Source organism: Pseudomonas sp. BIGb0164 (assembly GCF_024810135.1).
In the GTDB taxonomy this organism is placed as follows: domain Bacteria; phylum Pseudomonadota; class Gammaproteobacteria; order Pseudomonadales; family Pseudomonadaceae; genus Aquipseudomonas.
The window spans coordinates 145796-172749 of the sequence record NZ_JANUEA010000013.1; the positions used below are offsets into that span (position 1 = coordinate 145796).

Sequence of the window (26954 nt, forward strand, 5' to 3'; positions counted from 1 at the left end):
AAACGGACGAGGAGAACAGATGAACACCGTACGTTGGGGCATGATCGGTTGCGGCAGTGTCACTGAGTTGAAGAGTGGACCCGCTTTCTACAAAGCGCCAGGTTCGGCGCTCGTGGCCGTGATGGGGCGCCGCGAGGACGCCGTGCGCGATTACGCGGCGCGCCATGGCATTGCCCGTTTCTACACCGACGCCCAGGCCCTGATCGACGACCCCGAGGTGGACGCGGTGTACATCGCCACGCCCCCTGACAGTCACCTGGAGTACAGCCTGAGGGTGGCGGCAGCCGGCAAGCATTGCTGTGTCGAAAAGCCCATGTCATTGAATGCCGAGCAGAGCGCCCTGATGCAGCGCACCTTCGAGAAGGCCGGGCTGCATCTGTTTGTGTCGTATTACCGTCGCTCGCTGCCACGCTTCCAGCAAGTGCGCGACTGGTTGCACGAGGGACGCATCGGCGAATTGCGTCACCTGACGTGGACCCTGTGCAAGCCCGCCGCCGTCGAGGATGCCAACGCCGCCAACTGGCGCACCGACCCGGCCATCGCCGGTGGCGGTTACTTTGCCGACCTCGCCAGCCATGGCTTTGACCTGTTCCAGTACCTGGCCGGGGATATTGTCGACGTGTCCGGCTTTACCGCGCGCCAGGAGGGCCGCTATGCCGCCGAGGACGCCGTCACCGCCAGCTGGCGCTTTGCCTCGGGCGCACTCGGCATGGGCTGCTGGAACTTTGTGGCGGACCGGCGCGAAGACCTTGTGGAGATGATCGGCAGCCGCGGGCGTATTCGGTTTTCCGTGTTCGACGACCAGCCGCTGCGGCTTGAGGGCGAGTCCAACGAGGTGCTGGAGGTGCCGTGCCATATACATATCCAATGGCATCACGTACTGGGCATGAATGCGCATATCCGGGGTGAGGCTGAACACCCGTCGCTGGCGATCGAAGCGTTGAAAACCGACAAGATTCTGGACCGGGTGCTACTGCGTAACCCCCATCAACCCGAATAGTCGGGCTAGGGTTGATGGGTGAATGACTTTCTCAAGGAATAGACCGATGAAGTACTGGATGTTGATGTGGCTGGCGATTGCCACGGGTGCGATGGCGGCGCCACGAGAGCAGGGCACGCCTGGGGTGTTTGATTTTTATGTGTTGTCGTTGTCATGGTCGCCGACGTTTTGCCTGACGCACCCGGACAACGAGCAGTGTTCTGGCAAGGGTTACGGGTTTGTCTTACACGGCTTGTGGCCGCAATACGCACGGGGCGGGTGGCCCGCCTCTTGCGCGCCGCAATCGCAATTGAGCCGCGAAGAGATCGACAAGGGTGCGACGCTGTTTCCGACCCGTTCGCTGCTCAGGCACGAATGGGCCAAGCATGGCACCTGCAGCGGGCTGGAGCCGCTGGCGTACCTGGAAAAAACCGATGCGGCACTGGGTGCGGTTGTGATTCCGCAGCAGTTGCAGCCGTTCAACACGCCGCCGTCGTTGCAGGCCAGCGAGATCGATGCGCTGTTTCGCCAGAGCAACCCGCGCATGGGCAACCATGGGCTGGCAGTGATCTGCAAAGGCAAGGTGCTGTCGGAAGTGCGCGTGTGCCTGACCAAGGACCTGGCCTTCGCCGGCTGCCCGCGCAGTGTCAAAAGCCAATGCCGTGACGGCGATATCCGCATCCCTTCACAGCGCTAAGGCAGCATGGCTACGCGGTAGCGCTCGTCAAAATCGTCGGCCAACTGCGCCAGGGTGACATCGCCCAGGCGCTTGAGCAGTAGGGCCTGGGCCTGTTCGAACGCGTCCGTCAGTGCCGCGTTCACCGCTTGCTCCACCAGGCATTGCGGGTGGTCGGTGGACAGGCCGATGGCAAAGATCGACGGCGTGCCCAGCGCGTTGTGGATCTCCAGCAAGGTGATTTCACTCAAGGGCTTGCCCAGGGTCCAGCCGCCCTGGTGGCCTTTTTCCGAGCGCACATAGCCTTTTTCCTTGAGCAACCCGAGCGTGCGTCGCACCACCACCGGGTTGGTGCCCAGCATTTGCGCGATGGTGTCCGACGTGGCGCGCGCTTCGTGGCGGCCCATGTGGATCAGCACGTGGAGCATGCGGGACAGCCGGGTGTCGTTTCTCATCAAAAAACCTCAGGTCGATTCGACGCAAAGTATCGTTCGTAACCTAAAAAGTTGCGAGACTCTTGACGGCGTATTTTTACGTAACTTATGGTGTGTCGTGAAAGTGCCCGGACAACCAGGGCGCATGCACAGCGAGATCAGAGCCATGATGTACGACGTCATTATCGTAGGCGGCAGCTATGCCGGCTTGTCCGCAGGCCTGCAACTGGCGCGGGCGCGGCGCCAGGTGCTGGTGGTTGATGCGGGGCTTCGGCGCAACCGGTTCGCGGCCACTTCCCACGGTTTTCTCGGTCAGGATGGCGAGTCACCCGCGGTCATCGCGGCCGAAGGGCGCAGCCAATTGATGGAGTACCCGACGGTGACGTGGGTACAGGACACCGCGCTTGAAGCGCTGCGTCAGCCTGAGGGTTTCAGCCTGCGTACCCAATGCAACGGCACGTTCAGCGCCAAGCGCCTGATCCTGGCCAGCGGTGTGGTCGATGACTTGCCGCCGATCGACGGCTTGCAGGAACGCTGGGGCACGCGGGTGTTTCATTGCCCTTACTGCCACGGCTATGAGTTGGACCAGGGCCGAATCGGCGTCCTGGCCACTTCACCCCTGGCGATGCACCACGCGTTGATGTTGCCGGATTGGGGCAGCACCACCTTGTTCACCAACGGCGTGTTCGCGCCGGATGCCGAGCAGCAGGCGCAACTGGCACGGCGGGGCGTCAGGGTGGAAAGTGCTGGGGTAAAGCGCATCAGCGGTGAGCGTGCGGATCTTGAGTTGGTCGATGGGCGCGTCTTCAAGCTCGACGGCATCTTCACCCTGTCGCGTACCCGCATCAGCCCACTGGCGGCCCAATTGGGATGCGAGCAGGTCGATGGCCCCACAGGGCCGTATCTGCAGACCAACGAAACACGCCAGACCTCGGTGGACGGCGTGTTTGCCTGTGGCGATGTCGCCCTCGCGGGAGGCTCTGTGGCCTTGGCAGTGGGTGAGGGCGTGCGCGCCGGGGTGGGCGCGCATTTTTCGTTGATCAGCGGGTGAGGTAGATCGGACGTTCGGTGGACAGCGAGGCCTTCACCGCGTGGCCCATGTCACTGATCACCACTTCTTCGCGGCCTTCGCTGAGCCCTTGCAGGGTCAGTGCAACCACTTCTTGGGGTGTGCTCTTCGGCGCTTCGATACCGGCGGTCATGTCGGTGTCGATGTAGGCGGGGTGCACGCCGATCACCAGTGTTTGCTGCTCGCGCAATTCGCTGCGCAGGCCGTTGGTGAGGCCCCACTGGGCCGATTTTGAAGCGCTGTAGGCCCCGGCGCCCGGGCTGCTCAGCCAACTCAATACCGAGATGATGTTGATCAACGCGCCGCCGCCGTGTTTGGCCAGGACCGGCGCAAAGGCACGGGTCACGCGCAGGGTGCCGAGGGTGTTCACATCAAAATGGTGCTGCAGGTTGTCGACGCTGTCGGCATCCAACAGGGCGCCGCGATTGAGTGCACCGGCATTGTTGATCAGCACGCTGACGTCACTGCATTGCTCGGCGGCGCGCTGCACGCTGGCTTCGTCGGTGATGTCGAGGGCGATGGGCGTGCTGCCGGAAATATTCACGCTGGCCACATCCCGTGCACCGGCATACACCTTGGCGGCACCCGCTTGCAGCAGGGCCGTCACGAAGGCTTTGCCCAGGCCACGATTGGCGCCGGTGACCAATACCACTTTTCCACGAATATCCATGATGAGCTCCGTACGCTGATTTAGGTTTAATGATGAAACTGTTTTTATCCTGAGCGCATCGGTCCTATAATGCAACCTAATATTTCTGACTGCCGGGAGGCCCCACGATGAAACGCAAATGCCTGGAAGGTGACGGTTGCCCGGTCGCCCGTGCATTGGATGTGGTGGGGGATTGGTGGACGCTGCTGATCATCCGCGATGCGTTTGCCGGCGTGACGCGCTTCGGTGATTTCCAGAAACGCCTGGGCGTAGCGAAAAACATCCTCGCCACGCGCCTCAAGGACATGGTCGAGCAAGGCCTGCTGCAAACCAGCGAAGTGGGCGCACGCAGTGAATACCAACTGACCGACAAAGGCCGCGCACTGATGCCGGTACTGGTGACCCTGGCGCAATGGGGTGAAACCCACACCCAGCCGGAGACGGTAGGGCGGCGAGTACTGGACGCGCGCTTACTCAAGCCGTTGCGCAAGGTGGAGGTGCTGTCCGAGGACGGTCGCGTGCTGGGCCTCGAAGACATCGTTACCCAGGCACCAGTGGCTTGATCAGGCGCACGCGCTAGACTCTACACACCGCCTCTTCGCACAAAGGACATCGCTTGAGCGCCGACTTCGAAAGCAAGACCACGTTCCAGGGGCTGACCTTCAAGCTGTACCGTGGCGAGGGGGCGGCGCTGTTGGCCTTCGATTTGGCGCCGGACCTGGCGACGCCGGATTTTGTCGGGTTCAGCATCGAAGTGCGCTACCCCGGCGCCGACCACTGGGGCGTGCTGCACAACCGCCTGCACTTCGACTACCCGCCCACCCCGGAGCAGCCGCGCAGCTTTCCGTCCACCGAGGCGCCGTTCCAGAAATTCCGCTGGATCCACGTGCCCAGCGAGATCCTGCCCGGCGTGTTCCGCTACCGCGTCACCGCGTGCTACATGGGCGCAGACGGCACGTTGTCCAAGGGTGTCAGCCTGGAAAACCAGGTGTCCCTGGAAGCGCAAACCATCAGCGACATCGTGAACATCGGCTTTACCCGAGGGTTCGCCTCATCCCAGGCCTACGGCGATCGTTTCAACAATGAAACCCGCATCCTGCCGCCCTCAGGTTCCGCGCCTCGGGCCTACCTGGACCTGGACATGACGCCCTTCGAACGCAACTACGCCTGGCTGGGTTTCGAAGCGCGGCAGCTGATCCTCAACGTGCTGGATCAGGTGGCCAACGACCCCGAGCTGACCCTCGACGCGCTGATCTATGAGAGCAAGGAACCCGATATCCTGCGCCGCCTCGAAGGCCTCGGCCCACGCTTACGGGCGATCATCGATGACCACGGTGACCAGGGCACCGCCGACAGTTGCGAAAGCCTCAGTGCTGCGCGCCTGACGGCAGCGGGTGCGCAGATCCGGCGCCTGCATTTCTCCAGCCAGCAACACAACAAAGTGCTGATCGTGCGGCGCGCCGGAGAGGCGATCCGGGTGTTGGGCGGCTCGACCAATTTCGCCCTGCGCGGTTTGTATATCCAAGCCAATAACGTGCTGCTGTTTGACGACGCCACGGTGGCCGGCAAGTTTGCCGAAGTGTTCGAGGCCTATTGGTCGGCGCCCACCACCTTTCGCAAGCACCCGCTCTCGCAACAATGGTGGGTGGTGCGCGATCAGCCGGGCTCCAAAGTCTCGTTGTGCTTCGCGCCCCATGCTGACAGCGCGCTGTCCCTGGACCCCATCGCCACCAGCATCGAGCAGGCCACCAGTTCGGTGTTGTACTCCATCGTGTTTCTGAGCCTGATCAACGGCAAGGTGCGTGACGCCCTGGACACGCTGATGCAGCGCTCATTGTTCTCCTACGGCGTGGCCCAGCGCACCGGCAAGCTGGCGGTGCGCAAGCCGGATGGCTCGGTGGGCTTGCTGCCGTTCGGTTACCTGGCCAGCAACGTGCCGGCGCCGTTCAAGGCTGAATGGTCGGGCAATGCGGGGAACATGGTGCACAACAAGTTTGTGGTCACCGACTTCAATGGCGCCAACCCCACGGTGTACACCGGTTCGTCCAACCTGGCGGGCGGCGGTGAGAAGAACAACGGTGACCACCTGATCCGCATCGAAGACCGCAAGATCGCCGTGGTGTATGCGATCGAGGCGCTGCGCCTGTTCGATCACTTCCACTTCCGGGTCAATGCGAGCAAGCCCGGCGCGCTGCAAACGTTGCGCCTGGCCAAACCGCCCGCTGCAGGACAGAAGACCTGGTTCGACGCGTATTACAGCCCCGGCCACGTCAAGGCCCGGGACCGCGAGTTGTTTGTGAAATAAGCGCGCTCAGCCGTCCACGAGTTGCTGGAACAGGGGCGTCAACAGATCGATCAGCACCTGCGGATCAGCCTTGGCCAGCGCCGACAGTTCGAGCATCTGGCGCATCACCTGAAAGCCCGAGACCAGTGCCATCACCAGGGCCGCACGTTCTTCGTGGTGCGCGCCCTTGAGCGCGGCGGCCATGGTTGCCTGATGGCCTTTTTCCACTTGTTCGCGACCGATCACGGCGGCGCGTTTGCTCGACGCCGAATGCAGCATGATCAGGAAACCTTCCAGCGGTGTGCTGCCGGCTTCGGTGATGCTGACCAGTGCCGTGGCGATCGTGCGGCCGAGGTTTTCCGCGCTGAGGTTGCTTTCGGTGAGGATGATCGGGCTGGCCATGGTGTCGGCGATCACCTCGGCAAACAGCTGTTCCTTGGAGCCGAAGTAACGGTTGACCAGCATCGCCGTCACGCCCGCACCGGCCGCGATTTCACGCACGCCGGCGCCGTCGTAGCCGGATTGGGCAAAGGCCTTGCGCGCTGATAACAGGATGGCATCGCGGGTGGCGGCGGCATTGCGCCGTCGTGGAGTGGGGTTGGGCATGGGCGTCCTGACATGACTGGGGGCTGTGGGTGCGCAGGTCGTGCGCGCCCACAGGGTACAGGGTCTATTTGCTGTCGAGGAAGCCCAGTACCGCGGCATTGAACAACGCCGGGTCTTGCAGGAAGGCAAAGTGGCTGGTGTTGGGCAGAATCAGCAGGCCGGCGCCAGGGATGGTCGCGGCCATGTACTCGGTGTGCTCGCGCTTGATCGCTTCGTCATGGTCGCCATCGGCGATCAGGATCGGCGTCTTGATGCTCGCCAGTTGTGCGTCGGTCCAGTTCGGTTGGCTGGCCCACATGTGGCTGATCTGCTCGACGAACGCGTCGTACTCTTTCGGCGTTGGCGACAGCTTGGCGTACTCCTTGCCGGCGCGTTCGATAAAGGCGGCAAAGGTCGGGTTTTTCTCCACGGCGTCTTTTACGCCGGCGGTCTGGGTGTTGGCGGCAAACGCAAAGACCTTGCCGATGCGGTCCGGATGACGCAGGGCCAGGTCGATGCCGATGATTGCGCCGTCGCTCCAGCCGACGATGTCGGCACGCGGGATTTTCAGGTTGTCCAGCACGGCCACCACATCGTCGGCCATCAGGTCATAGCCGTACGGCTGTTCATTGCGTGAGCTGCGCCCGTGGCCACGGCTGTCGATGCTGATCACTTCGTGCTTGGCCGACAGGGCCTTGACCTGGTTGCCCCAGTAATCCGAGTTGGACAGGCCGCCGTGCAGTAACACCACCGGCGAACCGTGGCCGGTGCGGGTGTAGTAGACCTTGATGCCATTGACCGGGGCATAGCCGGTTTTTGCGCCGGCCACGGGGGCGGGTGTCGGCGGCAGGGTTTCCCAGCGTTCAGCGGCCTGAGCCGCGGAAAAAGACAGCAACAGGCAGGCGGCTGCCAGTAGACGGCGTGACATGGCGGTTCCTTTTTGCAGTGAGTAGGCGCTGAACTCTAGCACCGCCGCTGATCGGCAAAAACGCATTTTTGCCTATCGGAAATCGTCGGCTGAAAGAAAAAAATTCAGCTATATCAATGGAATAAAAGCGTCTAAAGCGCCTTGTGGTCGATCAGGCCAGTGGCACAATCGATCAATGTGTCCTCCGCCGGGCGCGCTTGCCAGCCCAACAGCAGGCGGGCCTTTTCCGCGCTGTGGCGGTGGGCGCGGCCAAGGTTGGGGGTGAGGCCGCGCAGCAGGGGGTCGAAGCGCGCCAATAGGCGCAGCAGCCAGTCGGGGATAGTGCGCGTGGGCACTTTGTGCGCGGCGTCACCCAACCGGTCGCGCAGCACCTGGGAAATCTCGGCCATCCACATGAACCTGCCAACGCCGAGGAGCCGTTGGCCCGCAGCGGCGGGGGCGGTCATGGCGCGGATATGCAGGTCGGCCAGGTCACGCACATCCACCACTTCGAAGCCCAGGCGCGGGTTGCCCTTGGCGCGGCCTTGCAGCAGGCGCGCGATGACTTGCACCGAACCCAGGGTATCGCGGCTCATGATCGGCCCGAAGACCGCACCGGGCAACACGGTGGTCAAGGTCGTCGGGCCTTCATGCTTGGCCATGAAGTCCCAGGCGGCACGCTCCGCCTGGCGCTTGGCGTGGCGGTAAGGGGTGACATGGGTTTCAGCGGGGTCGAACCACACCGTCTCGTCGCTCAGGCTGTCGGGGCTTTGCAGCGGCGGGGTGGCGACGGTGGCGGCGCTGGTCATCACCACCCGGCGCACGCCGGCCCCGGTGGCGGCACGCAGGATGCGCAAAGTGCCGTCCCGTGCCGGGGCAACCATGTCGTCCAGGTGTTGCGGCGCGTCCAGGCCCAGGGGCGAGGCCACGTGCAGTACGTAATCACAGCCGATCATGGCAGCGTCCCAGCCTTCATCGCGGGTGAGGTCGGCGATGAAGAACGTCAGCCGGTGATGATCGATACCCAGGCCGCTCAACGCGGCGCGCACCCCAGCCTCTTTGTCAGGGCTGCGCAAACTGGTGCGCACCTGATAACCCTGTTGCAACAGGCCTGCCAGGCACCAGCCGGCGATGTAGCCCGTACCACCGGTGACCAGAACGGTCTCAGCCATCACTTTTCTCCCGCTTGTGTGAACGAAGTGAGGCTGACTCTAGGGCTGAAATCAGTATAAGTCTACAGTCGTATACAAAATAATTCACAGAGGGTTATTTTCTTCAATACCCCGCGAAGCCGGCCCTTTACCGTATCCCCTCGTGACTCGTCGACTAAAAGGAACTGCAATGAGCGCTCTTCTTTCCATGGCCGCTTTTGCCCTGGCCACGTCTATCACGCCGGGCCCGGTGAATGTGGTCGCGCTGAGTTCGGGGGCGCGCTTTGGCTTCGTCGCCAGCCAGAAGCACGTGTTCGGTGCCGCCAGCGGCTTCACGGTGCTACTGGTGCTGATTGGCCTGGGGTTGCACGAAGTGCTGGTGCGTTGGCCGATCCTGACGCAATTGATCCAGTGGGGCGGGGTGGCCTTTTTGCTGTACATGGCGTGGAAGCTCGCGGCGGACGATGGCCGGCTGGACGCCGACGGCACGGCCACGGCGCCGTCGATGCTGTATGGCGCGATCATGCAATGGCTCAACCCCAAGGCGTGGCTGGCCTGTGTGGCAGGCATGGGCTTGTTTGTGGCCGATGGCGATGCGCGGCAGGTGTGGCTGTTTGCGGCGCTCTACCTGGTGATCTGTTACCTGTCGGTGGCGTGCTGGGCCTATGCCGGGACCTTTCTGCGTCGCTACTTGAGCAACCCTCAGGGCATGCGCCTGTTCAACCGCTCAATGGCCGCGTTGCTGGTGGCCAGTGTGGGGTATTTGCTGATGGCTTGAGCACGTCACGGTATTGCCCGGGCGTGGCCGCACAATGCTGTTTGAAGGCCCGTTGGAAATGCGCCTGGTCGGCAAACCCTGCGGCCAGCGCCACATCGGCGATCAGCTCGCCCTGGCGCAATTTGGCGCGGGCAAACTGGATGCGCAGGTTCACCAGGAACGCATGGGGCGTCAGCCCGTAATACTGCTTGAAGGCACGGATCAGGTAGGAGGGCGACAGCTCGGCCGCCAGGCAAATGTCTCCCAGCTTCAGGGCCTGAGTGCAGTGCTCGCGGATGTAGTCGGCCGCGCGCTCCAGCTTGCCATTGACCTCACGCAACGGCGTATCGACCGGGTTCAGTCGCTGCTGCACTTCAGTGAAATAACTCACCAATGCGCTTTGCTTTTGCAGAGGTTCAGCGCGCTCATCCACCAGTATCCGGTACAACGCCAGCAGGCCCGCGTACAACATCGCGTCGCGGGTATAAGGCGTATTGAAGGGGCGGTAGCCCTGATCCGTGCTGAAACCCAATTGGTGCTGCAGGTCAGTCAGCCAGAGGGTGTCGATGTACAGCATCTGATAAGACCAATGCTGGTCATGGATGGGGTTGCAGGCATGTACATCGCCTGGGTTCATCAGCACCACGGTGCCAGCGCTGATCTCGAACGTCTGCGCGCCGTAATGGTAGTAGCTGCACCCCGTGGTCACGGCGCCGATGGAAAAATGCTCGTGGGAATGGCGGGTGTAAGTCACCTTGCGCCCGTCAGCGATCGTGCGCGCTTCGATAAACGCCAACGCCGGGTCACGCCAGAACAGCGGTGCCGTCGCGGCGGTCATGAGCGAGGCACCAGGAACGCCGCTTCCAGCAACTGCCGCGTATAGCCATGCTGCGGTGCGGCGAAGATCGCCTGGGCATCGCCTTGTTCCACTACCTGCCCATGTTTGACCACCATCAGCTGATGACTCAGCGCCTTGACCACCGCCAGGTCATGGCTGATGAACAGGTAGGTCAGGTTGTACTTGGCCTGCAAGCTACGCAGCAATTCCACCACCTGGCGTTGCACCGTGCGGTCCAGGGCCGAGGTGGGCTCGTCCAGCAGGATCAGGCGCGGCTTGAGCACCAGGGCGCGGGCGATGGCGATGCGTTGGCGTTGGCCGCCGGAGAACTCGTGGGGGTAGCGATGGCGGGCGTCCGGGTCCAGGCCCACCTCCTTGAGCGCGGCGATGATCGCCGCTTCCTGCTCGGCCGGGGTGCCCATCTTGTGGATGCGCAGGCCTTCGCCGACGATCTCGCTGACGCACATGCGCGGGCTCAGGCTGCCGAACGGGTCCTGGAACACCACCTGCATTTCCCGGCGCAGCGGGCGCACCTGTTGCTGGTTGAGCTGGTCCAGTGGTTGGCCTTCAAAACGAATACCACCCTTGCTGCCGATCAACCGCAGAATTGCCAGGCCCAGGGTGGATTTGCCCGAGCCGCTCTCGCCGACGATGCCCAGGGTCTGGCCCTGAGGCAGGCTGAAGTTGATGCCGTCCACGGCCTTGACGTAATCGACGGTGTTGCGCAGAAAGCCCTTCTTGATCGGGAACCAGACCTTCAAGTCATCCACTTCTAGCAACGGCGGGCCGACCTCATTGGTCGCCGGGCCACCGCTCGGTTCCGCCGCCAGCAGTTCCTGGGTATAAGGGTGCTGTGGCGACTGGAACAGCGTCTCGCAATCGGCCTGCTCGACGATGCAACCCTTCTGCATCACACACACGCGGTGGGCAATACGCCGCACCAGGTTCAGGTCATGGCTGATCAGCAGCAGTGCCATGCCCAGGCGCGCCTGCAATTCCTTGAGCAGTTCAAGAATCTTCAGCTGCACGGTCACGTCGAGGGCGGTGGTGGGCTCATCCGCAATCAGCAGCTCCGGCTCGTTGGCCAGGGCCATGGCAATCATCACGCGCTGGCGCTGGCCGCCGGACAATTCGTGGGGCAGGGCCTTGAGGCGCTTATGCGGCTCGGGAATCCCCACCAGTTCCAGCAGTTCCAGGGTGCGCCGGGTGGCGACCTTGCCCTGCAGGCCTTTGTGCAGGCCCAGCACTTCGTTGATCTGCTTCTCGATGGAGTGCAGCGGGTTCAACGAGGTCATCGGCTCCTGGAAGATCATCGCGATGCGGTTGCCGCGAATATGGCGGATGGTTTTCTCTTTGAGGGTCAGCAGGTCCTGGCCGGAATACTCGATGCTGCCCGACGGATGCCGCGCCAGCGGGTAGGGCAGCAGGCGCAGGATCGAGTGGGCCGTCACCGATTTGCCCGAGCCGCTTTCACCCACCAGCGCCAGGGTTTCGCCGCGCTTGATATCGAAGCTGACGTTGTTCACCACGCGGTGGTGGTGATCGCCGGTGACAAACTCGACGCTGAGGTCGCGGACTTCGATCAGATTGTCCTGATTCATCTCATTTCCTCGGGTCGAAGGCATCGCGAGCAGACTCGCCGATAAACACTAGCAAACTCAACATGATCGCCAGCACGGCAAAGGCACTCATGCCCAGCCACGGCGCTTGCAGGTTGGATTTGCCCTGGGCCACCAACTCGCCCAAGGACGGCGAACCGGCCGGCAAGCCGAAGCCGAGGAAGTCCAGTGCGGTGAGGGTGCCGATGGCGCCGGTGAGAATGAAGGGCATGAAGGTCATGGTCGAGACCATCGCGTTGGGCAGGATATGGCGGAACATGATCGCGCCGTTCTGCATGCCCAAGGCCCTGGCCGCGCGCACGTATTCCAGGTTGCGCCCGCGCAGGAACTCGGCGCGCACCACGTCCACCAGGCTCATCCACGAGAACAGCAGCATGATCCCCAGTAGCCACCAGAAGTTGGGCTGCACGAAACTGGCGAGGATGATCAGCAGGTACAGCACCGGCAGGCCGGACCAGATCTCTAGGAAGCGCTGCCCGGCCAGGTCGACCCAGCCGCCATAAAAACCCTGCAAGGCGCCGGCGATCACGCCAATGATGGAGCTGAGCACCGTGAGCGTCAGGGCAAACAGCACCGACACCCGGAAGCCATAGATGACCCGCGCCAGTACATCGCGCCCCTGGTCATCGGTGCCCAGCAGGTTCACCGACGAGGGCGGCGCAGGCGCCGGCACCTTGAGGTCGTAGTTGATGCTCTGGTAGCTGAACGGGATCGGCGCCCACAGGGTCCAGGCGTCCTTGGCTTTTAGCAGTTCCTGGATGTACGGGCTCTTGTAGTTGGCCTCCAGCGGGAACTCGCCGCCAAAGGTGGTTTCCGGGTAGCGCTTGAGCGCCGGGAAGTACCAGTCGCCATCGAAGTGCACCGCCAGGGGCTTGTCGTTGGCGATCAACTCCGCGCCCAGGCTGAGCACGAACAGAATCAGGAACAGCCACAGCGACCACCAGCCACGCTTGTTGGCCTTGAACCGCTCGAACCGACGGCGATTGAGGGGGGACAGGTTCATCTCAATGCTCCCGGCTGGCAAAGTCGATACGCGGATCGACCAGGGTGTAGGTGAGGTCGCCGATCAGTTTCACGATCAGCCCCAGCAGGGTGAAGATAAACAGCGTGCCGAACACAATCGGGTAGTCGCGGTTGATCGCCGCTTCAAAGCTCATCAGGCCCAGGCCGTCGAGGGAGAAGATCACTTCCACCAGCAACGAGCCGGTGAAGAAGATACCGATGAAGGCCGAAGGGAAACCGGCGATCACCAGCAGCATCGCGTTACGAAACACATGGCCGTAGAGCACTCGATGGTTGGTCAGGCCCTTGGCCTTGGCGGTGATCACGTATTGCTTGTTGATCTCGTCGAGAAAGCTGTTCTTGGTCAGCAGCGTCATGGTGGCGAAGTTGCCGATCACCAGGGCTGTGATCGGCAGCGCCAGGTGCCAGAAGTAATCGAGGATCTTGCCGCCCCAGCTCAGTTCGTCGAAGTTGTTGGAGGTGAGCCCGCGTAACGGGAACCAGTCGAAATAACTGCCCCCGGCAAACACCACGATCAACAGGATCGCGAACAGGAACGCCGGGATCGCGTAGCCGACGATGATCGCCGAACTGGTCCACACGTCGAAGTGGCTGCCGTGTCGCGTGGCCTTGGCGATCCCCAGTGGGATCGACACCAGGTACATGATCAGCGTGCTCCAGAGCCCGAGGGAAATGGACACCGGCATCTTTTCCTTGATCAGGTCGATGACCTTGGCGTCGCGGAAGAAACTGTCGCCAAAGTCCAGCCGGGCGTAGTTCTTGACCATGATCCACAGGCGTTCCGGCGCCGATTTGTCGAAGCCGTACATCTTCTCGATTTCTTTGATCAGGGCCGGGTCCAGGCCCTGGGCGCCGCGGTAGCTGGAGCCGGCCACCGAGACCTCGGCACCGCCGCCGGCAATGCGGCTGGTGGCGCCTTCAAAACCTTCGAGCTTGGCGATCATCTGTTCCACGGGCCCACCGGGGGCGGCCTGGATGATGATGAAGTTGATCAGCAGGATCCCGAACAGCGTGGGGATGATCAGCAACAGGCGGCGAATGATATAGGCCAGCATTTAATCGCCTCCACTCGCCGGATCGGCGCTTTGGGTAGTGTCCAGGGAGACCGCCGGCTTGGCGTCCGGTTTGGCCCACCAGGTGGCGGTGCCGACGTCATAACGCGGCGAGACCTTGGGGTGGCCGAGGTGGTCCCAATACGCCACGCGGAAGGTCTTGATGTGCCAGTTGGGGATCACGTAGTAGCCGAACTGCAGCACGCGATCCAGCGCCTTGGCGTGGGCGACCAGGCTCTTGCGCGAGTCGGCATCGATCAGCTCTTCGACCAACTGGTCGACGGCCGGGTCCTTGAGGCCCATGTAGTTGCGGCTGCCAGGTTTGTCGGCACTGGAGGACGACCAGAATTCGCGCTGTTCATTACCCGGCGAGGTGGACTGCGGGAAGCTGCCCACCAGCATGTCGAAGTCCCGCGAGCGAATGCGGTTGATGAACTGCGAGACGTCCACCCGACGGATCACCAGGTCGATGCCCAGGTCGGCGAGGTTGCGCTTGAACGGCAGCAGGATGCGCTCGAACTCGGTCTGGGCCAGCAGGAACTCGATGGTCACCGGCTTGCCCGTGGTGTCGACCATCTTGTCATCGACGATGCGCCAGCCGGCCTCTTGCAGCAGTTGGTAGGCCTCGCGTTGCTGGGTGCGGATCATGCCGCTGCCGTCGGTTTTGGACGGTTCGAACGCCTGGGTGAAGACTTCTTCGGGGACCTTGCCGCGCAGCGGTTCGAGGATTTTCAGCTCATCCGGGCCGGGCAGGCCGGTGGCGGCCATCTCCGAGTTTTCAAAGTAACTGCGCGTACGCGTGTAGGCGCCGTTGAACAGCTGCTTGTTGCTCCACTCGAAATCCAGCAGCAGGCTGATCGCCTTGCGCACGCGCACGTCCTGGAACATCGGCTTGCGCGTGTTGAACACGAAGCCCTGCATACCGGTGGGGTTGCCGTTGGGGATTTCTTCCTTGATCAGGCGCCCCTGGGCCACGGCCGGGATGTTGTAGGCATTGGCCCAGTTCTTCGCGCTGAACTCCAGCCAGTAGTCGAACTGCCCGGCCTTCAAGGCTTCCAGGGCGACGGTGCTGTCGCGATAGTAGTCGGTGATGCGATTGTCGAAGTTGTAGAAGCCCCGGGTGATCGGCAGGTCCTTGGCCCAGTAATCCTTGACCCGCTCGTAGCGCACCATGCGCCCGGGCTTGACCTCGGCCACCTTGTACGGCCCGCTGCCCAATGGGATTTCCAGGTTGCCCTTGGAGAAATCGCGGGTGGCCCACCAGTGTTTGGGCAATACCGGCAATTGCCCGAGGATCAGCGGCAATTCGCGGTTGTTGGTGCGCTTGAACTTGAACAGCACGCGCAACGGGTCTTCGGCCACTACTTCGTCAATGTCGGCGTAGTAGGTGCGGTAGATCGGCGAACCTTCTTTCATCAACGTCTGGAAGGTGAAAATCACGTCTTCGGCGCGGATCGGGTGGCCATCATGAAAGCGTGCTTCGGGGCGCAGGTAGAAGCGTACCCAGCTGTTGTCCGGGGCCTTTTCGATCTTGCCGGCCACCAGGCCGTACTCGGTGATTGGCTCGTCCAGGCTCTGCATGGCCAGGGTGTCGTAGATCAGCGGCACATTGTCGGCGGGCACACCTTTACTGATATAGGGGTTGAGGCTGTCGAAGCCGCCCATGCTCGATTCGCGGAAGGTGCCGCCCTTGGGCGCATCGGGGTTCACGTAGTCGAAGTGTTTGAAGTCGGCGGGGTATTTCGGCGGTTCGTTGTACAGCGTCAGCGCATGTTGCGGTGCGGCATGGGCCACGGCACTCAGCAACAGGCTGGAGAGCAGAGCAGTACGCAAGAACATCATTGGGCTTTCTCCGAAGCTTTCAGCCACCACGCGCTCAGGCCCAGGCTGTAGGGCGGTGTGGTGACAAAGGCGAACCGGTTGCGGTACGCCAAGCGATGATAGTTGAGATACCAGTTGGGAATACTGTAGTGCTGCCACAGCAGCACCCGGTCGAGGGCTCGGCCAGCGGCCAATTGCTCTTCGCGGGTCTGTGCGGCCAGCAGTTGCTCCAGCAGGTGATCGACCACCGGGTTGGCGATGCCTGCGTAGTTCTTGCTGCCCTTGATGGCCGCCTGGCTGGAGTGGAAGTACTGCCACTGTTCAAGGCCGGGGCTCAGGGTCTGGTTGAGGGTGATCAGGATCATGTCGAAGTCGAACTGATCCAGGCGCTGTTTGTATTGCGCCCGGTCAACGGTGCGCAGGCGGGCGTCGATGCCGATGCTGATCAGGTTTTCGACGTAGGGCTGCAGGATGCGCTCCAGGTTCGGGTTCACCAGCAGGATCTCGAAACGCAACGGCTGGCCGTCACTGTTGAGCAGGCGCTGGCCCGACAGTTTCCAGCCGGCTTCGCCGAGCAGGGCCAGGGCGCGGCGCATGGTCTCGCGCGGGATGCCGCGGCCGTCGGTCTGCGGCAGGCTGAAGGGTTGGGTGAACAGGTTGGCCGGCAACTGGTCGCGGTAGGGCGACAGCATCAGCCACTCGTGACCCACGGGTACGCCGGTCGCCGAGAATTCGCTGTTGGGGTAATAACTCAAGGTGCGCTTGTAGGCGCTGCTGAACAGGGTGCGGTTGGTCCATTCGAAGTCGAACATCAGCCCCAGGGCTTCGCGCACCTTGGTCTGGCTGAACGTGGGCCGCCGCGTATTCATGAACAGGCCCTGGCTCTGGGTCGGGATCTGGTGGGCGATCTGCGCCTTGATCACGTCGCCCCGGTTGACCGCCGGGAAGTTGTAGCCGGTGGCCCAGTTTTTTGCCTGGTGCTCGATATAGATGTCGAATTCGCCGGCCTTGAAGGCTTCGAAGGCCACGTCGCTGTCGCGGTAGAACTCCACCTCGACCTTGTCGTAGTTGTAGAGCCCCTGGTTGACCGGCAAGTCCTTGCCCCAGTAGTCCTTGACCCGCTCGAACACCAGTTGCCGGCCCGGCGTTACCTTGGTGATGCGGTACGGGCCGCTGCCCAATGGAGGTTCAAAGGTGGTGGCCTTGAAGTCGCGGTTTTTCCAGTAGTGCTGGGGCAGCACTGGTAGCTCGCCCAGGCGCAGGATCAGCAACGGGTTGCCGGCGCGCTTGAACACAAAACGGATACGGTGGCGGTTGAGAATATCGACCCGGGCGACTTCCTGCAGGTTGGTGCGGTACTGCGGGTGGCCTTCGGTGAGCAGTGTGCGATAGGAAAACGCCACGTCATAGGCGGTGATCGGCTTGCCATCATGGAAGCGGGCTTCCGGGCGCAGGTTGAACACCACCCAGCTGCGGTCTTCGCTGTACTCCACCGACTGCGCAATCAGCCCATAGCTGGAGGTGGGCTCATCACCGGACGGCGCGTACTGGCCGGTGCCGACCATCAACGGCTCATTGAGCTCATTGACGCCGTACTGCAGGAAATTGGGGGTGGAAACCGGGCTCGAGCCCTTGAAGGTGTAGGGGTTGAGCGTGTCGAACGTGCCAAACGCCATGACCCGCAAGGTCCCGCCTTTCGGCGCTGCAGGGTTTACCCAATCGAAGTGGGTGAATTTGGCCGGGTACTTGAGCCTGCCGAACTGCGTGTAACCGTGGCTCTCGGTAATCGTCGCGTTCGCAGCAAAGCTCAAGGCCAGACTTATTAGAAGAAGGAGGGGACGCTTCAAGTCAGAGATCCGATCCAGGCGGCTTGGGCTTTATGATCGGTACAGTAACAGCTTGTTCCGGTTGGAAAAAGCGTGCCGAGAGCACTGGGGATCCAATGTGGGAGCGGGCTTGCTCGCGAATACGGTGTGTCAGTCACTGGTTGCATTGACTGATCCTCTGCATTCGCGAGCAAGCCCGCTCCCACATTAGCCCGCGGTGTGCTTCAGGCCTCAGCGAGGCCCGGACACCACCAACATCTGCCCAGGCTTCAGCGCCTGGCCAGTGCGCGGGTTCCAACGCTTGAGATGTTGCATCTCGACGTTGAAACGCTTGGCGACGATGTACAGCGAGTCACCTTTCTTGACCTTGTATTGCACCGGCTTCTTGCTGTCAGCCTTGGCCACCAGCTTGCGGGTGTCCTGCATCACCAGGGTCTGGCCGACCTTGAGGGCCTGGCCGTTGAGCTTGTTCCAGCGTTGCAGGTCATGCACGTCGACTTTGTTGGCCTTGGCGATCAGCGTGAGGTTGTCGCCGCTGCGCACCTTGTAGCTGCGTGAACGCCCGGCAACACGTGCAGTCTCGACTTCGTCGAACACCTGCTTCTTCGGACGCATCGCCAGCAATTCCTCTGGCTTCATCGTCGACAGGGTGCTGGTGAGCAGCTGCGCCTTGGAGCTTGGCACCAGCAAATGCTGGGGGCCGTCCAGGGTGGTGCGTTGCTTCAACGCGGGGTTGAGCTGGAACAGTTCGTCTTCGTCGATCTCGGCCAGCGCGGCGACCCGGGACAGGTCCATGCTCTGCTTGACCTCGACCACTTCGAAATACGGCTGGTTGGCGATCGGGCTCAGGTTGACGCCGTAGGCCTCGGGGGCCAGCACCACCTGGGACAGCGCCAGGAACTTGGGCACGTAGTCCTTGGTTTCCTGGGGCAGGGGCAGGTTCCAGTAGTCGGTCGGCAGGCCGAGCTTCTCGTTGCGCTCTATCGCCCGGCTCACCGTGCCTTCACCGGCGTTGTAGGCGGCCAGCGCCAGCAACCAGTCGCCGTTGAACATGTCGTGCAGGCGGGTCAGGTAGTCCAGGGCGGCGGTGGTGGAGGCGGTGATGTCGCGGCGGCCGTCGTAGGCGCGGGTCTGGCGCAGGTTGAAGTAACGCCCGGTGGAAGGAATAAACTGCCACAAGCCAACTGCATCGCTGCGCGAATAGGCCATTGGGTTGTAGGCGCTTTCAATCACCGGCAGCAGCGCCAGTTCTAGCGGCATGTTGCGTTCTTCAAGGCGTTCGACGATGTAATGAATGTAGAGGCTGCCGCGTTCTCCGGCGTTCTCCAGGAAGGAAGGGTTGCTGGCGAACCACAAGCGCTGTTGCTCGATGCGCGGGTTGACACCCAGGCCGTCCTGCAATTGAAAGCCCCGTCGCATGCGTTCCCAGACGTCCTGGGGCACTTCGGGGCTGGGCTTCTCTGATAGCCAAATAGGTTTTTGCTTGATCTTGGCAGCAAGATTCGGTTTGGGTTGCACGGTGGATTGTGCAGCGAAATTTGTCGATTGGCAGCCCGCCAGAGTCGCGGACACAGCCACCGCCACAGCTTGAGCCAGGCGGGTCAATGCGTCTGAAGAAATGGATTTACGAATAGATGACGACATTGGCTGGAAGTAAGTTCCGGGCAAAAATGTCGGGCGATTCTAGAAAGCGCTTGGGTTCCGGTCAACCATTCAGAAAATACGTATCAGATTGCGATCCATTAGAACTTATCTTTCCAAGCCCTCAAGCTAGCAAACACCTCGGCCCCAGCGCGGTTGTCGCGGCCATTCCGTTCGTCCGCTTTTTGTTTAACGGATGTTTCAGTGGTACGCAGGAAAGGGTTAGTACGTTTTTCCAGGGCCAGGTTGGACGGCAGCGTCATCTCGCCGCGCGCCCTGAGTTGATTTACGTTCTCCACCCGTTCGGCGATGTCGGCGTTGTCCGGTTCCACGGCCTGGGCGAACCTCAGGTTGCTTTGTGTGTATTCGTGGGTGCAGTACACCAGGGTGTCGGCGGGCAGGGCCGCCAGGCGTTCCAGGGAGGTGTGCATCTGTTCTGGCGTGCCTTCGAACAGGCGGCCGCAACCGGCGGCAAACAGGGTGTCACCGCAGAACAGCACGCCGTGGTGATAAAAGGCGATATGGCCGAGGGTGTGGCCGGGTACGCTATAAACGTCGAAGTCCCAACCCAGTACGCTGACACGGTCGTTGTCTTGCAAGGCCACGTCTCGCCCCGGGATCTTCTCGTTCGCCGGGCCGTAGACCTTGGCGCCGGTCAGCTGTTTGAGCTGTTCGACACCGCCGACATGGTCGTGGTGATGGTGGGTGATCAGGATGTCGCTGAGGGTCCATTGCGGGTTTTGCCCGAGCCAAGCCAGCACGGGCGCAGCATCGCCTGGGTCGACCACCGCGCAGCGTTGGCTTTGAGGGTCTTGTAACAACCAGATGTAGTTATCGGTGAAGGCGGGCAGGGCACTGATCTGTATCATTCTTCGATTCGCCAAGCTGAACACATTGGTGCATCTTAGAACGTCTAGGCGAGTTGGAGAATGCAATGACTGATAAAGCGTTCGCCCAGGCCGATCCTGAATGGCTGGCCCTGATCGGCGCGGCCCGTGAATGGCTGACCGGGCCCATCGGGCAATTTTTGCTGGACGAAGAGCGGCGCATGCTCGAAGACGAGCTGGGCCGCTTCTTTGGTGGCTACCTGGTGCATTACGGCCCGTCGGCCGAGACACCGCCCACCGCGCCACAGGTGCAACGCAATGTGCGCCTGGGTGCGCCGCTGCCGGGGGTGGAAATCGTCTGCGAGGAACAAGCCTGGCCGTTGAGTGAACATGCCGCCGATGTGGTGGTGCTGCAGCATGGCCTGGATTTCTGCCTGTCGCCCCACGGCCTGCTGCGCGAGGCCGCCAGCAGCGTGCGCCCGGGTGGCCATCTGCTGATCATCGGCATCAACCCCTGGAGCAGTTGGGGCTTGCGTCATGTGTTCGCCCATGATGGCTTGCGCCAGGCGCGCTGCATCTCGCCGTCGCGCGTAGGGGATTGGCTGAACCTGCTGGGCTTTGCGCTGGAGAAACGCCGCTTCGGGTGCTATCGTCCGCCGCTTGCCTCGGCCAAGTGGCAAGGCCGCCTGGCCGGCTGGGAACGCCGCGCGGGTGCCTGGCAACTGTCGGGTGGCGGCTTCTATCTATTGGTCGCGCGCAAGATCGTGGTTGGGCTGCGCCCTGTGCGCCAGGTGCTGCGCCAGCCCATGGGCAAGCTGGTGCCGATGCCGATGGCCAAGGTCAACCGCAAGCAAAGCGAACCCTAATACCTTTTTTGATTTCAGACTTGCCTGTCTTGATGGATGTAACCGATGACCGATACCGTAGAACTCTTCACTGATGGCGCCTGCAAGGGCAACCCAGGCCCTGGTGGCTGGGGCGCGTTGCTGGTGTGCAAGGGCGTGGAGAAGGAACTGTGGGGCGGCGAACCCAACACCACCAACAACCGCATGGAGCTGATGGGCGCCATCCGTGGCCTCGAAGAACTCAAGCGCCGCTGCGACGTGCTGCTGGTAACCGACTCGCAATACGTGATGAAGGGCATCAACGAGTGGATGGTCAACTGGAAAAAGCGTGGCTGGAAGACCGCCGCCAAGGAACCGGTGAAAAACGCCGACCTGTGGCAACTGCTCGATGAGCAGTGCAACCGCCACAACATCACCTGGAAATGGGTGCGCGGGCACATCGGCCACCCGGGCAACGAACGGGCTGACCAGCTGGCCAACCGTGGCGTGGACGATGTGCGCGGCTACAAGCAGAGCTGATCATTAAAGCGCGGTAACGCCCAGGGCCGGCCTTGGGCTGCGTGGGGCATGACGTGCTAATATCCCGCATCTTGAAATACACCCCCGTTGAGAGCTGAACCCTGATGGCCATCCGATCTGTTGTACTCGATACCGAAACCACCGGCATGCCGGTGACCGATGGTCACCGGATCATCGAAATCGGTTGTGTCGAACTGATGGGCCGCCGCCTCACCGGCCGTCACTTTCACGTGTACCTGCAACCGGACCGCGACAGTGACGAAGGCGCAATCGGCGTCCACGGCATCACCGACGAGTTCCTCAAGGGCAAGCCACGTTTCGCGGAAGTCGCCGATGAGTTTTTCGAGTTCATCACCGGCGCCCAGCTGATCATCCATAACGCGGCGTTCGACGTCGGCTTCATCAACAACGAATTTGCCCTGATGGGGCAGACCGATCGCGCGGACATCTCCCAGCACTGCTCGATCCTCGACACCTTGATGATGGCCCGCGAACGTCACCCGGGCCAGCGCAACAGCCTCGACGCCTTGTGCAAACGTTATGGCGTCGATAACTCCGGTCGTGAGCTCCACGGCGCCTTGCTCGACTCCGAGATCCTGGCGGACGTCTACCTGGCCATGACGGGCGGGCAGACCAGCCTGTCGCTGGCTGGCAACGCCTCTGACGGCAGCGGTTCTGCCGAAGGTTCGGGCAATCGCCCTTCGGAAATCCGTCGCCTGCCGGCTGATCGCAAGCCGAGCGTGATCATTCGCGCCAGCGAGCAGGACATGGCCGAGCATGCCGCGCGCCTGGAAGCCATCGCCAAGTCGGCGGGTGCACCGGCGTTGTGGTCGACCCTGACCCAGCAATAGGCTGACTCGACGCGGTAAACAATGTGGGAGCGGGCGTGCTCGCGAATGCGGTGGTTCAGTCGGCTCATTTATTGACTGAAACACCGCATTCGCGAGCACGCCCGCTCCCACATTTGATTTCTACGGCTTTCGAAATCTTCATTCGCGTCATCCGTCCCAAGCTTCTACCCTTGAGTGCATAGCCCTCAGGACTGAACGCACTCATGTACAAAGACCTGAAGTTCCCTGTTCTTATCGTGCACCGTGACATCAAGGCCGACACGGTGGCCGGTGATCGGGTCCGGGGCATCGCCCGGGAGCTGGAACAAGAGGGCTTCAGTATCTTCTCTGCGGTGGACTACGCCGAAGGCCGGCTGGTGGCCTCTACCCATCATGGCCTGGCGTGCATGCTGATCGCCGCCGAAGGGGCCGGCGAAAACACCCACCTGCTGCAAAACATGGTCGAGCTGATCCGTCTGGCCCGGGTGCGGGCGCCCAACCTGCCGATCTTCGCCCTGGGCGAGCAAGTCACCCTGGAGAACGCGCCGGCCGATGCCATGAGCGAACTCAACCAACTGCGCGGCATCCTCTACCTGTTCGAAGACACCGTGCCGTTCCTGGCCCGACAAGTCGCCCGAGCGGCGCGTGGCTACCTGGATGGCTTGTTGCCGCCTTTCTTCAAGGCCCTGGTGCAGCACACGGCCGACTCCAATTATTCCTGGCACACCCCCGGCCACGGTGGCGGGGTGGCCTATCGCAAAAGCCCTGTAGGGCAGGCGTTTCATCAGTTCTTCGGGGAAAACACCCTGCGTTCGGATTTGTCGGTCTCGGTGCCCGAGCTGGGCTCGCTGCTCGATCACACCGGGCCGCTGGCGGAAGCCGAAGCCCGCGCCGCGCGCAACTTTGGCGCCGACCATACGTTCTTCGTGATCAACGGTACGTCCACCGCCAACAAGATCGTCTGGCATTCCATGGTTGGCCGCGATGACCTGGTACTGGTGGACCGCAACTGCCACAAGTCGGTGCTGCATTCGATCATCATGACCGGCGCGATCCCGCTGTACCTGTGCCCGGAGCGCAACGAGCTGGGTATCATCGGCCCGATCCCCCTGAGTGAATTCAGCCCCGATTCCATCCGCGCCAAGATCGACGCCAGCCCCTTGACCCGAGGGCGCCCGCCGAAAGTCAAGATGGCGGTGGTGACCAACTCCACCTACGACGGCCTGTGCTACAACGCTGAGCTGATCAAGCAGCAATTGGGCAACAGCGTCGAAGTGCTGCACTTCGATGAAGCCTGGTACGCCTACGCGGCCTTCCATGAGTTCTTTGCCGGACGCTATGGCATGGGCACCTCGCGCACCCCGGACAGCCCACTGGTGTTCACCACCCACTCGACCCACAAGCTGCTGGCGGCATTCAGCCAGGCGTCGATGATCCATGTGCAGGATGGCGGCGCTCGCCAGCTGGACCGCGACCGTTTCAACGAAGCGTTCATGATGCACATCTCCACCTCGCCGCAATACAGCATCATTGCCTCGCTGGACGTCGCTTCGGCCATGATGGAAGGCCCGGCCGGGCGCTCGTTGCTGCAGGAGATGTTCGACGAAGCCCTGAGTTTTCGCCGCGCCCTGGCCAACCTGCGCCAACACATCGCCGCCGAAGACTGGTGGTTTTCCATCTGGCAGCCGCCCTCGGTGGCCGGGATCGACCGCGTCGCCACGGCGGATTGGCTGTTGCAGCCGCAGGATGACTGGCACGGGTTCGGTGATGTGGCCGAAGACTACGTATTGCTCGATCCGATCAAGGTCACGTTGGTAATGCCGGGCCTCAACGCGGGTGGCGCCTTGAGCGACTGTGGGATTCCCGCCGCGGTCGTCAGTAAATTCCTCTGGGAGCGTGGGCTGGTGGTGGAAAAGACTGGCCTGTATTCCTTCCTCGTGCTGTTTTCCATGGGCATTACCAAAGGCAAGTGGAGTACCTTGCTTACCGAGTTGCTGGAGTTCAAGCGCAACTACGACGCCAACGTCAGCCTGGCCAGCTGTTTGCCCTCGGTGTATGCCCAGGGTCCGACGCGTTACCAGGGCCTGGGGCTGCGCGACCTGTGCGACCAATTGCACAGCTGTTATCGCAGTAACGCCACGGCCAAGCACCTCAAGCGCATGTACACGGTATTGCCGGACATCGCGATGAAACCGGCCGACGCTTACGACCAGTTGGTGAGGGGGGAAGTGGAGGCGGTTTCCATTGATGCCTTGCCAGGGCGCATCGCAGCCGTGATGCTGGTGCCTTATCCGCCGGGCATTCCGTTGATCATGCCCGGTGAGCGCTTTACCGAATCGACACGATCGATCATCGACTACCTGGCGTTTGCCCGGACGTTCGATAGCAGTTTCCCCGGTTTTGTCGCGGATGTTCATGGGTTGCAACACGAAGATGACGGCAGTGGTCGTTGTTACACCGTCGATTGCATCAAGGGTTAAGGATGGTTATGCAGGCTGTAATGAACCCGAAGTACCCGGGGCTCAGTGTAAGGGTCGCCGACGAGGGCTTTGATGCCTACGTGTGGGGCAATGACTTCAGTTTTGAGGTGAGCACCTACGGCGAGCCGCAGATGGGCAAGCGGGTCGATCAGTGGCCGGTGGAGCGCATCGTGCCGTACCGCAAGTGCTACGGGATCGATCCTGAAGAGTTCGCCAGTTTCCGTGACGCGCCGGACAGTGCGATCTTCATGGCCTACCTGGACGACCGAGCGGTGGGGCATATCGTGGTCAGCACCAACTGGAACGGCTTTGCCCACGTCGACGAACTGGCGGTGGCCTTGCCGGCGCGGCGCCATGGCGTGGCGAAGGCGCTGCTGGATGTGGCGCAGTTCTGGAGCCGCAAGAAGAACCTGCCGGGGATGATGCTGGAGACCCAGAACAACAACCTCGGCGCCTGCCGTTTGTATGAGCGTTGCGGTTATGTGATGGGCGGGATCGACCACCTGCGCTATCGCGGCATCGACCCACAGACCCGCGAAGTGGCGATTTTCTGGTACCGGTTGTTCAAGAGCGAAGTCGAACAGGTTTAACCCGGCAGCAGGCTTTCGGCCTTCTGGGTGACGATCTCCAGCAGCGCATTCAAGGCCGGTGACGGCGTGCCGTCCTTGAGGGTCAGCGCATACAGGCTGACCGGGATCGGTGGCGACACCGGGCACGCATCCAACCCGGCTTCCCGGGCGCCGTAGGCGGTGAACGGGTCGACAATCGCCAGGCCTTCCCCGGCTTCCACCATGCTGCGCATCATCTGGTAGGTCTGCACCCGCGTCTGCACCACTGGCAACGGGCGCAGGGCTTGCAGCTTGGCGTCCAACAGGCGGCTCAAGGGGTCATGGCCTTCGAGGCCGATCATCGACTGGCCGGCCAGGTCCTGCAGCGCAATGTACTTCTGCTTGGGTTTGAGCCAGCCATGGGGGGCGAGCAGTTGCAGCTTGCCCTGGGCCAGCACGGTGCTCTGGATCTGCGGGTGTTCCGGGTCATGCAGGCTCAAGCCCACGTCGGCCTCGTGCAGCAGCAGGCTGCGCACGATCTCCCGGGTCGGCTGGCTGGACAGGTTGCACGGGGTGTCCTGGAAGCGCCGCCGCAACACGGCGATGCTCTGTGGCAACAACTGGTTGGCCAGGGGCGGCGTGCACAGGGCGCGCAGGGTCGGGGCGTGATGGTGTTTCAGCCGGCTGGCCAGGCGTTGTACCGGTTCCAGGGCTTCGTAGAGGTGGGCGATCTGTGTTTGCAGCTCCAGGGTCTCACGCGTTGCTTGCAAACGCCCGCGCACACTGGCAAACAGCATGAAGCCCAACAGGTGCTCGGCATCCTTGAGCGTGGCGTCCACGTCGCCCACGGGGAGTTGCAACCATTCGGCGGCCGTGCCGAGGTGTCCGGTCTGCAAGATGGCCTGAATCACTTCGATATGACGTAAACGCATCGCCGGAGTCTATGTTCAGTGCGATGGGGTTTCAATGGCTGGGCAAAAAACAGCGTGGGCTTTTCGCCTACCGTTGCAACCTGCGGTTCATGTAAAGCGTGTAATAACCGACGAACAATGAGGGAGCGTCGCGATGTCCGGCAAAACCGCAGCATTTGACAGCCTGTACCGCCAGCGAGGGTTTACCCGTTGGGCGGTGCTGGTGGTGTTGGTCATCGTTGGGCTATTGACCCTGGCGGTGGGGCCACGGCTGTTTGGCGATGTGACCCTGGCCGAGATCGCCACGGCAAAAACGCAGGTGGCCGAGTTGGGCAAGGCACTCGAAGGTTTTCATCACGACACGGGCCGCTATCCCACCGACGAGGAAGGGCTGGAGGCCTTGACTGAGCAGCCTGTCGACGTGGCGCAGTGGAAAGGTCCTTATATCAAGGACGAACTGCTGACCGACCCGTGGGGCATTGCCTACCAGTACCATTACCCTGCGACCCAGGGCCAGGCGCCGTTTGATCTGTTCTCGTTCGGCAAGGACCGCACGCTGGGCGGTGTCGGGGTCAACAAGGATATTACCTACGGCGACAACTGAATCATCTGGCAATACCCATAGACCTGATTAGAATGACGCGTCTGATCATCAACGACCAATGCCGGTTACCGGCACTTAC

General features: G+C 62.1%; 26 protein-coding genes. 12 read left to right on the plus strand and 14 right to left on the minus strand.

The features are described from left to right. Nucleotides 1–19: 19 nt before the first annotated feature. Both M2394_RS29145 and M2394_RS29150 read left to right on the plus strand, forming a co-directional pair. A complete protein-coding gene (locus tag M2394_RS29145) occupies nt 20–1000 on the plus strand; it encodes a Gfo/Idh/MocA family protein (protein WP_259175614.1) in 981 nt (326 codons plus the stop codon). Nucleotides 1001–1046: 46 nt separating this feature from the next. Continuing rightward, entirely contained in the window at nt 1047–1676 is a 630-nt protein-coding gene (locus tag M2394_RS29150; protein ID WP_259175615.1) for a ribonuclease T2, read from the plus strand. On the opposite strand, the gene M2394_RS29155 is transcribed toward M2394_RS29150, so the two are convergent. Next, nucleotides 1673–2110 (minus strand): Rrf2 family transcriptional regulator, encoded by a 438-nt coding sequence (locus M2394_RS29155; RefSeq protein ID WP_259175616.1) that lies wholly within the window; start codon nt 2108–2110, stop codon nt 1673–1675. The genes M2394_RS29150 and M2394_RS29155 overlap by 4 nt on opposite strands. Before the next feature lie 145 nt (nt 2111–2255). Here M2394_RS29155 and M2394_RS29160 point away from each other — a divergent pair, with 145 nt between their 5' ends. Further along, the gene (locus M2394_RS29160; protein WP_259175617.1) at nt 2256–3140 is read left to right on the plus strand and encodes an NAD(P)/FAD-dependent oxidoreductase; all 885 of its coding nucleotides are present in this window, start codon (nt 2256–2258) and stop codon (nt 3138–3140) included. Here M2394_RS29160 and M2394_RS29165 read toward each other — a convergent pair. After that, nucleotides 3130–3828 carry an SDR family oxidoreductase gene (locus M2394_RS29165; RefSeq protein WP_259175618.1) on the minus strand — a complete coding sequence of 233 codons (699 nt, stop codon included), beginning with the start codon at nt 3826–3828 and terminating at the stop codon, nt 3130–3132. The genes M2394_RS29160 and M2394_RS29165 overlap by 11 nt on opposite strands. A gap of 107 nt (nt 3829–3935) precedes the next feature. On the opposite strand from M2394_RS29165, the gene M2394_RS29170 reads away from it, so the two are divergent. Together M2394_RS29170 and M2394_RS29175 are read left to right on the plus strand one after the other, a co-directional pair. After that, nucleotides 3936–4370: a helix-turn-helix domain-containing protein gene (locus M2394_RS29170; RefSeq protein WP_259175619.1), complete on the plus strand. Its 435-nt coding sequence runs from the start codon at nt 3936–3938 to the stop codon at nt 4368–4370. 53 nt (nt 4371–4423) lie between these two features. Continuing rightward, complete coding sequence (locus M2394_RS29175; RefSeq protein ID WP_259175620.1) at nt 4424–6112, plus strand: phospholipase D-like domain-containing protein; 1689 nt, start codon at nt 4424–4426, stop codon at nt 6110–6112. A 6-nt stretch (nt 6113–6118) separates the two neighbouring features. Here the strand turns inward: M2394_RS29175 and M2394_RS29180 are convergent, their stop codons facing one another. The 3 genes from M2394_RS29180 to M2394_RS29190 form a co-directional block, all read right to left on the minus strand. Then, nucleotides 6119–6697 (minus strand): TetR/AcrR family transcriptional regulator, encoded by a 579-nt coding sequence (locus M2394_RS29180; RefSeq protein ID WP_178923721.1) that lies wholly within the window; start codon nt 6695–6697, stop codon nt 6119–6121. Nucleotides 6698–6761: 64 nt separating this feature from the next. After that, nucleotides 6762–7604, minus strand: a complete 843-nt coding sequence (locus M2394_RS29185; RefSeq protein ID WP_259175621.1) for an alpha/beta fold hydrolase — start codon at nt 7602–7604, stop codon at nt 6762–6764. Nucleotides 7605–7735: 131 nt separating this feature from the next. Next, a complete protein-coding gene (locus M2394_RS29190; protein ID WP_259175622.1) occupies nt 7736–8755 on the minus strand; it encodes an NAD-dependent epimerase/dehydratase family protein in 1020 nt (339 codons plus the stop codon). A gap of 169 nt (nt 8756–8924) precedes the next feature. Here M2394_RS29190 and M2394_RS29195 point away from each other — a divergent pair, with 169 nt between their 5' ends. Next, complete coding sequence (locus M2394_RS29195) at nt 8925–9512, plus strand: LysE family translocator (protein ID WP_259175623.1); 588 nt, start codon at nt 8925–8927, stop codon at nt 9510–9512. Here the strand turns inward: M2394_RS29195 and M2394_RS29200 are convergent. From M2394_RS29200 to gloB, 8 genes are all read right to left on the minus strand, one after another. Then, on the minus strand, nt 9454–10329 hold the full coding sequence (locus M2394_RS29200; protein WP_259175624.1) for an AraC family transcriptional regulator: 876 nt from the start codon (nt 10327–10329) through the stop codon (nt 9454–9456). The two genes, M2394_RS29195 and M2394_RS29200, sit on opposite strands and share 59 nt — an antisense overlap. After that, complete coding sequence (locus tag M2394_RS29205) at nt 10326–11930, minus strand: ABC transporter ATP-binding protein (RefSeq protein WP_259175626.1); 1605 nt, start codon at nt 11928–11930, stop codon at nt 10326–10328. The genes M2394_RS29200 and M2394_RS29205 overlap by 4 nt, the downstream gene beginning before the upstream one ends. 1 nt (nt 11931) lies before the next feature. Next, on the minus strand, nt 11932–12951 hold the full coding sequence (locus M2394_RS29210; protein ID WP_017738565.1) for an ABC transporter permease: 1020 nt from the start codon (nt 12949–12951) through the stop codon (nt 11932–11934). 1 nt (nt 12952) lies between these two features. Continuing rightward, nucleotides 12953–14026, minus strand: coding sequence for a microcin C ABC transporter permease YejB (locus tag M2394_RS29215; RefSeq protein ID WP_176997811.1), 1074 nt, complete (start codon nt 14024–14026; stop codon nt 12953–12955). After that, nucleotides 14027–15865, minus strand: a complete 1839-nt coding sequence (locus M2394_RS29220) for an extracellular solute-binding protein (protein WP_178923702.1) — start codon at nt 15863–15865, stop codon at nt 14027–14029. Continuing rightward, complete coding sequence (locus M2394_RS29225; protein ID WP_259175628.1) at nt 15862–17691, minus strand: extracellular solute-binding protein; 1830 nt, start codon at nt 17689–17691, stop codon at nt 15862–15864. The genes M2394_RS29220 and M2394_RS29225 overlap by 4 nt, the downstream gene beginning before the upstream one ends. 210 nt (nt 17692–17901) lie before the next feature. Beyond that, nucleotides 17902–19314, minus strand: a complete 1413-nt coding sequence (locus M2394_RS29230) for a transglycosylase SLT domain-containing protein (RefSeq protein ID WP_178923698.1) — start codon at nt 19312–19314, stop codon at nt 17902–17904. 98 nt (nt 19315–19412) lie between these two features. Next, a complete protein-coding gene (gloB, locus tag M2394_RS29235; RefSeq protein WP_259175630.1) occupies nt 19413–20180 on the minus strand; it encodes a hydroxyacylglutathione hydrolase in 768 nt (255 codons plus the stop codon). 65 nt (nt 20181–20245) lie between these two features. Here gloB and M2394_RS29240 point away from each other — a divergent pair, with 65 nt between their 5' ends. From M2394_RS29240 to M2394_RS29260, 5 genes are all read left to right on the plus strand, one after another. Then, complete coding sequence (locus M2394_RS29240) at nt 20246–21004, plus strand: class I SAM-dependent methyltransferase (protein WP_259175631.1); 759 nt, start codon at nt 20246–20248, stop codon at nt 21002–21004. 45 nt (nt 21005–21049) lie between these two features. After that, the gene (rnhA, locus tag M2394_RS29245; RefSeq protein WP_016972779.1) at nt 21050–21502 is read left to right on the plus strand and encodes a ribonuclease HI; all 453 of its coding nucleotides are present in this window, start codon (nt 21050–21052) and stop codon (nt 21500–21502) included. Between the two features lie 110 nt (nt 21503–21612). Then, on the plus strand, nt 21613–22353 hold the full coding sequence (gene dnaQ / locus M2394_RS29250; protein ID WP_178923800.1) for a DNA polymerase III subunit epsilon: 741 nt from the start codon (nt 21613–21615) through the stop codon (nt 22351–22353). 203 nt (nt 22354–22556) lie between these two features. Continuing rightward, nucleotides 22557–24812: an Orn/Lys/Arg decarboxylase N-terminal domain-containing protein gene (locus tag M2394_RS29255; RefSeq protein WP_259175633.1), complete on the plus strand. Its 2256-nt coding sequence runs from the start codon at nt 22557–22559 to the stop codon at nt 24810–24812. Between the two features lie 8 nt (nt 24813–24820). Further along, the gene (locus tag M2394_RS29260) at nt 24821–25402 is read left to right on the plus strand and encodes a GNAT family N-acetyltransferase (RefSeq protein WP_176997803.1); all 582 of its coding nucleotides are present in this window, start codon (nt 24821–24823) and stop codon (nt 25400–25402) included. On the opposite strand, the gene M2394_RS29265 is transcribed toward M2394_RS29260, so the two are convergent. Further along, nucleotides 25399–26292 (minus strand): LysR substrate-binding domain-containing protein, encoded by an 894-nt coding sequence (locus tag M2394_RS29265; RefSeq protein ID WP_178923069.1) that lies wholly within the window; start codon nt 26290–26292, stop codon nt 25399–25401. The two genes, M2394_RS29260 and M2394_RS29265, sit on opposite strands and share 4 nt — an antisense overlap. 133 nt (nt 26293–26425) lie before the next feature. On the opposite strand from M2394_RS29265, the gene gspG reads away from it, so the two are divergent. Continuing rightward, nucleotides 26426–26875 (plus strand): type II secretion system major pseudopilin GspG, encoded by a 450-nt coding sequence (gene gspG / locus M2394_RS29270; protein ID WP_259175634.1) that lies wholly within the window; start codon nt 26426–26428, stop codon nt 26873–26875. Nucleotides 26876–26954: the final 79 nt, after the last annotated feature.